Below are 5655 nucleotides of genomic sequence, written 5' to 3'. Positions count from 1 at the left end.
GGCGAGGGCCCGCACCGTGCGGTGCGGGCCCTCGCTACGCGAGATCGCGAGTCAGCTCGGAGGCTGGACTCAGATGACGCGGATGTTCTCGGCCTGCGGGCCCTTCTGGCCCTGGGTGACGTCGAACTCGACCTTCTGGCCCTCGACGAGCTCACGGAAGCCCTGAGCGACGATGTTCGAGTAGTGCGCGAACACGTCGGGGCCGCCGGTCTCCTGCTCGATGAAGCCGAAGCCCTTCTCGCTGTTGAACCACTTCACGGTGCCGGTAGCCATAACCGTCTCCTCTAACTGGGGCATCGGAGCCCACACCTCGTGGACCCCAAGTAGCCGCGATCCCCATCCGGAGACTGAAACACCGGACAAAACAAATGCGCCTGTTGGTTGGGACCAGCAGGCGCACACAAGCGTTCATGGGAACCAAAACTGCAACTGACTCGACTGTAGCACGGTCGCACCCCGATTGACCGGGGATTTTCTGCCCGACAGATCACGTTTGCAGCCCCCGGGAAACGGGCAGACGGCGCCCGCCGAAGCGGGCGCCGCCCTTGCGACACCGGGGTGTCACCCGACTGTCACCGGATCGGGCGAACGGCTCAGCGCCGTCCGGCCGACTCCGGCAGTCCGTGTGCGTACGGGCCGGCCGGTGCGGCGTGCCCGCCGCCGTGGCCGCCGGTGGCGTCGCCGCCGTGGCCGGGCCACCAGGCGGCCTTGCCGACCAGCGCGGTGAGCGCCGGGGTGAAGAACATCGCCATGACGAAGGCCGCCAAGAAGATGCCGAAGGCCATGCCGAAGCCGAATTCCAGCATGAAGATGTTGCCCGCGAGCATGAACGTCGCGAACGACACCGCCAGGATGAAGCCGGCCGCCGCGACGGTCGGGCCGCCGTGGCGCACCGCCTCGCGGGCCGCCTCGCGCGGGCTGCGGCCCTCGCGGGCCTCCTCCCGCAGGCGGGCGATGATCAGGATGTTGTAGTCGGTGCCGATCGCCACCACGAAGAGGTAGATCAGGATCGGCAGCATGAACATCATGCCGTGCTCGCCCTTGATGTTCTGGAACAGCAGGGTCGAGGAGCCGAGGGTGGCGGTGAAGCCGAGGCCGACCGAGGCCATCAGGTACCAGGGGGCGACCACGCTGCGCAGCTGGAGGGCCAGGATCAGCAGGATCAGCAGACCCGCGATCGGGAACACCAGCTTGTAGTCGTGGCTCATCGCCAGGTTGATGTCCTTGTAGATCGCGGTGATGCCGCCGACCTTGGCCTCGGTGCCCGACGGCGCCTGGGCGTGGGCGACCTCGCGCAGCTCCGTGACGGTGTCGATCGCCTCGTTGCCGGACGGCTCGTTCTTGAGCAGGACGGTGAAGTCCGCGGTCGCGCCGTCCTTGCTCACCTGCGGATCGGCCGGGGCCTCGGCGACGCCGGGGACGGCGCCGAGCTTGGCGGCGAAGCCGGCGAACGCGCCCTGGTCGAGCTTGCCGCCGCCGTCGGAGGTCAGGTAGACGTGCGTCGGGTCCGCGGCACCGGCCGAGAAGGCGGTGACCAGCTTGTCCTGGACGACCATCGACTCCTTGCTCTTGGGCATGGAGCTGCCCGCGAGGTCGAAGGTGCCGTTGTAGTTGAGGGCGCCGGCGCTCAGTGCCACCAGCACGGCGCCGGAGGCGACGGCCACGAGGGCCGGGCGCTTCTGGACCACGCGGCCGAGCGCGGCGAACCGGGCGTCGGACGGCTCGCGCATCCACTTCTTGCCCGGCCAGAAGACACCGCGGGCCGGGATGACCGCGAGCACGGCCGGGGCCAGGGTGAGCGAGGCGAAGGCGGTGACGACGACCGCGATGGCCAGCGCCGGGCCGAGCGCCTTGAACATGCCGAGGCTGGAGAGGACGAGCGCCGCGAAGGCGACGGTGACCGCGCCGGCCGCGGAGGCGATCGCCTCGCCGACCCGGCCGACGGCGTTGGCCACGGCCTCCTGCCGGGTGTCGCCCGCCCGCAGCCGCTCGCGGTAGCGGAAGGCGAGGAAGAGGAAGTAGTCGGTGCCGACGCCGAGCACCACGACGATCAGGATCGCCGAGAGCACCGGGGTGGACTTCAGGTCGAAGGCCTTGGTGGCGTGGGCGATCAGGCCGTTCGCGGTCGGCATCGCGATCACCAGCGAGAGCAGCACCGGCAGCAGGCCGGCCAGCACGCTGCGGAAGATGATGCCGACGATGATCGCGACCAGGACGACACTGCTGATCGCGATGATCGCGTCGGCCGCGCCGGAGGACTCCTTCTGGTCCTGCTGCTGGGCGGCGGCGCCGCCGAGCTGGAACTTCAGGCTGGTGCCCTGGGCGAGCGCCTTGCCCTCGTCGCGGAGGTCCTTGGCGACCTCGCCGAACTTCTCCGAGTTCTGGGTGGCCTTCTCGATGGCGATCGGCGCCAGCGCGTACTTGCCGTCCTTGGAGGTCGTCTGGTCGCTGACCGGGACGATCTGCTCGACGTGCTCGATCTTCTTGTCGGTGAGGCCCTGCACGATCTTCGCCGCGGCGGCCTTGTCCTCGGACGTGAGCTGGGCCCCGTCGTTGCGCTCGAACAGGGCGAGCGCCGAGGGCGTGAAGCTGGCCGGGAACGCCTGCTCCTGCAACTCCGCGGCCTGGATGGACTCGTAGTGCTTGGGAAGGAACGCGGCCTCGTCGGTCTGGGCGGTGATCTTCGGCGCCGTGAACGCGACGGCGAGCATCGCGACGATCCACCCGGCGATCACCCACCAGGCGCGACGGACGACGAATTGTCCTAGTCGGTGGAACATGCTCGTAATGCCTCCTGGGCATGGTTCACCGCAGCCCTTGGGGGACGGGACGCCGGGCGACGGATCGGGATCGGCTCCGGCCGTGCGGGGGCACTGGCCTAGCCGGTCGGCAGGTAAGTACGAAGAGGGGACCATCCTACGGCCACTTACTTGCCGACCGGCAAGTAGTTTTTCCCCTCGACCCCGTTCGCCGAAGGCCGACCCCCTCAGGACGCCCTGAGGCGACCCTGACCCATCTTCGCCCCCGCACGACCCCCGGGGCCTCGTGCTCGGGGTGGATTCCACTCCCCCTCAGGGTGGAGCCGGTGCCCCGATCCCAGGGAGGAGATATCAGGGTTGCCGGGTAGGGAAAACCCCACCCCCTCCCCGAGGAAGACCACAGGGAGAACTCCCCCGCCAGCCGGATACCCCGTCACCTGCGGCTTCCCTACTGTCGGTTGGGACGCCGGGCCGCACCCCGGCGCCCGACCACCCGGCGGACCGACCACCGCCGAAGGCCCGGCCCGCGCCCGCCACCGATCCCGGCGCCGGCCGCACTCCCAGGGGGAAGTTGTGAAGACCAAGCTCGGCATGGCCGCAGCCATGGGCGCGTGGAGCGCCCGGCACAGAAAGACCGCCGTCTTCGGCTGGCTGCTGTTCGTCGTCCTCGCCGCCGTCCTCGGCGGCATGCACGGCAGCACCAAGGTCACCGACGCCGAAGCCATGCCCGGCCAGGTCTCCCGGGCCGCCCAGATCCTCGACCAGGCCGGCCTCAAGCCGCCGTCCACCGAGACCGTGCTGATCCAGAGCGGCTCGCTGACCAGCGACGCCCCCGCTTTCCGGACCACCGTCGAGCAGGTGATCAGCGCGGTCGACGGCACCGGCAAGGCCACCGACATCCGCTCCCCCTACGACACCAAGGCGGTCTCCGCCGACGGCCGTTCCGCCCTCGTCCAGCTCACCGTGAAGGGCGAGCACGAGGAGGCGGTCAAGAACGTCACCGCCGTGGTCGACGCCGTCGCCGCCGTCCAGAAGCAGCACCCCGACCTCACCGTGGTCGAACTCGGCGACGCCAGCTCCGGCAAGTGGATGGACGAGCAGTTCGCCGAGGACTTCACCCGCGCCGAGTGGACGGCCGTCCCGCTCGCCCTCGGCATCCTGCTGGTCGCCTTCGGCGCGCTGGTCGCCGCCGTGCTGCCGGTCGTGCTCGCGCTCACCGCCTTCATCGCGGCCGGCGGGCTGGTCGCGCTCAGCAGCGGCCTGCTCCACACCAGCAACAGCGCCGCCTCGGTGATGCTGCTGGTCGGCCTCGCCGTCGGCGTCGACTACTGCCTCTTCTACCTGCGCCGCGAGCGCGAGGAGCGGGCCGCCGGGCGCGACCTGGAGACCTCCCTGCGGATCGCCGCCGCCACCAGCGGCCGGGCCGTCCTGGTCTCCGGCGTCACCGTGGTGATCGCGATGGCCGGCATGTTCCTCACCGGGATCGCCGAGTTCGAGTCGATGGCCTTCGCCACCATCGTGGTCGTCGTCACCGCCGTGCTCGGCTCGCTCACCGTGCTGCCCGCGCTGCTCTCGATGCTCGGCGACAGGGTCGGCAAGGGCCGGGTGCCGTTCCTCGGCCGGCTCCGCCGCCCCGACGCCGCGACCACCGGCGGCCGGTTCTGGAACGCCGTGCTGACCCCGGTGCTGCACCGCCCGCTGGCCGCCACCGTGCTCGCCGGCGCCGTGCTGATCGGCCTGTCCGCCCCGCTGCTCACCATGCACACCGCCAACCTGACCTTCCAGCAGCAGCTGCCCAAGGGCAATGAGCTGGTCGCCGTCTCACAGAAGATCGAGGCCGCCTTCCCCGGCAGCCCGGCGCCCGCCTCCGTGGTGATCAAGGCCGCCGACATCGACTCCCCCGCGATGACCGCCGCGATCGCCGACCTCAAGGCCCGCGCCCTGGCCAGCGGGCAGATGCACGGACCGGTCGACGTCACCGTCCACCCACAGCAGAACGTCGCCACCGTCGACATCCCGCTCAACGGCACCGGCAACGACGAGGTGAGCAACGCCGCGCTGAAGACCCTGCGCGAGCAACTGGTGCCCGCCACCGTGCTCGCCGTGCCCGGCACCGAGGCCCCGGTCACCGGCCGCACCGCCGGCTCCTACGACTTCAACGCCAAGATGACCGAGTCGATGCCGCTGGTCTTCGGCTTCGTGGTGGCCTTCGCCTTCCTCCTGATGCTCACCTCCTTCCGCTCGCTGGCCGTCGCCGCCACCGCCGTGGTGCTCAACCTGCTGTCGGTCGGCGCCGCGTACGGGGTGCTGACGCTGGTCTTCCAGCACGGCGTCGGGGCCTCGCTGCTCGGCACCGAGGGCGTGGGCGCGGTGGAGTCCTGGGTGCCGCTGTTCCTCTTCGTGATCCTCTTCGGCCTCTCGATGGACTACCACGTCTTCGTGGTCTCCCGGATCAAGGAGGGCCGCGACCGGGGCCTGCCGACCCGGGCCGCGATCGCCCACGGCATCCGCTCCACGGCCGGGGTGGTCACCAGCGCCGCGGTGATCATGGTGGCGGTGTTCGCGGTCTTCGGCACCCTGTCCATGCAGGCCATGAAGCAGATGGGCGTCGGCCTCGCGGTCGCGGTGCTGATCGACGCGACGATCATCCGCGCGGTGCTGCTGCCCGCGGTGATGACCCTGCTCGGCGAGCGCAACTGGTACCTGCCGCGCTGGCTCGGCTGGCTGCCCGACCTCTCGCACGGCGAGAGCGTCCCGCCGCTCGGCACCGGCGCCGTCCCCCACGTTCCGCAGGCTGCGCCGGAGCAGCAGCCGCACCAGGCCCGGCACCGCCGGATCGAGGTCTGAGCCCCTTCCCCGACCCGGACCTCGGAGACCGCCGGGCCCCGCGTGACGC

General features: G+C 70.7%; 3 protein-coding genes. 1 reads left to right on the top strand and 2 read right to left on the bottom strand.

Translation table 11 applies throughout. The features are described from left to right. Positions 1–69: 69 nt before the first annotated feature. Together ACFU74_RS35640 and ACFU74_RS35635 are read right to left on the bottom strand one after the other, a co-directional pair. Positions 70–273, bottom strand: a complete 204-nt coding sequence (locus ACFU74_RS35640; RefSeq protein WP_327676217.1) for a cold-shock protein — start codon at positions 271–273, stop codon at positions 70–72. Positions 274–593: 320 nt separating this feature from the next. Next, a complete protein-coding gene (locus ACFU74_RS35635; protein ID WP_380764287.1) occupies positions 594–2780 on the bottom strand; it encodes an MMPL family transporter in 2187 nt (728 codons plus the stop codon). Between the two features lie 570 nt (positions 2781–3350). Here ACFU74_RS35635 and ACFU74_RS35630 point away from each other — a divergent pair. Continuing rightward, positions 3351–5606 carry an MMPL family transporter gene (locus ACFU74_RS35630; RefSeq protein WP_380764288.1) on the top strand — a complete coding sequence of 752 codons (2256 nt, stop codon included), beginning with the start codon at positions 3351–3353 and terminating at the stop codon, positions 5604–5606. The last annotated feature ends 49 nt before the right edge of the window (positions 5607–5655 follow it).

The organism is Kitasatospora sp. NPDC057500, from assembly GCF_042802195.1.
Classification (GTDB): Bacteria; Actinomycetota; Actinomycetes; order Streptomycetales; family Streptomycetaceae; genus Kitasatospora.
Note: the sequence above shows the minus strand (reverse complement) of the source record. Positions and strands in the feature narration are given on the sequence as shown.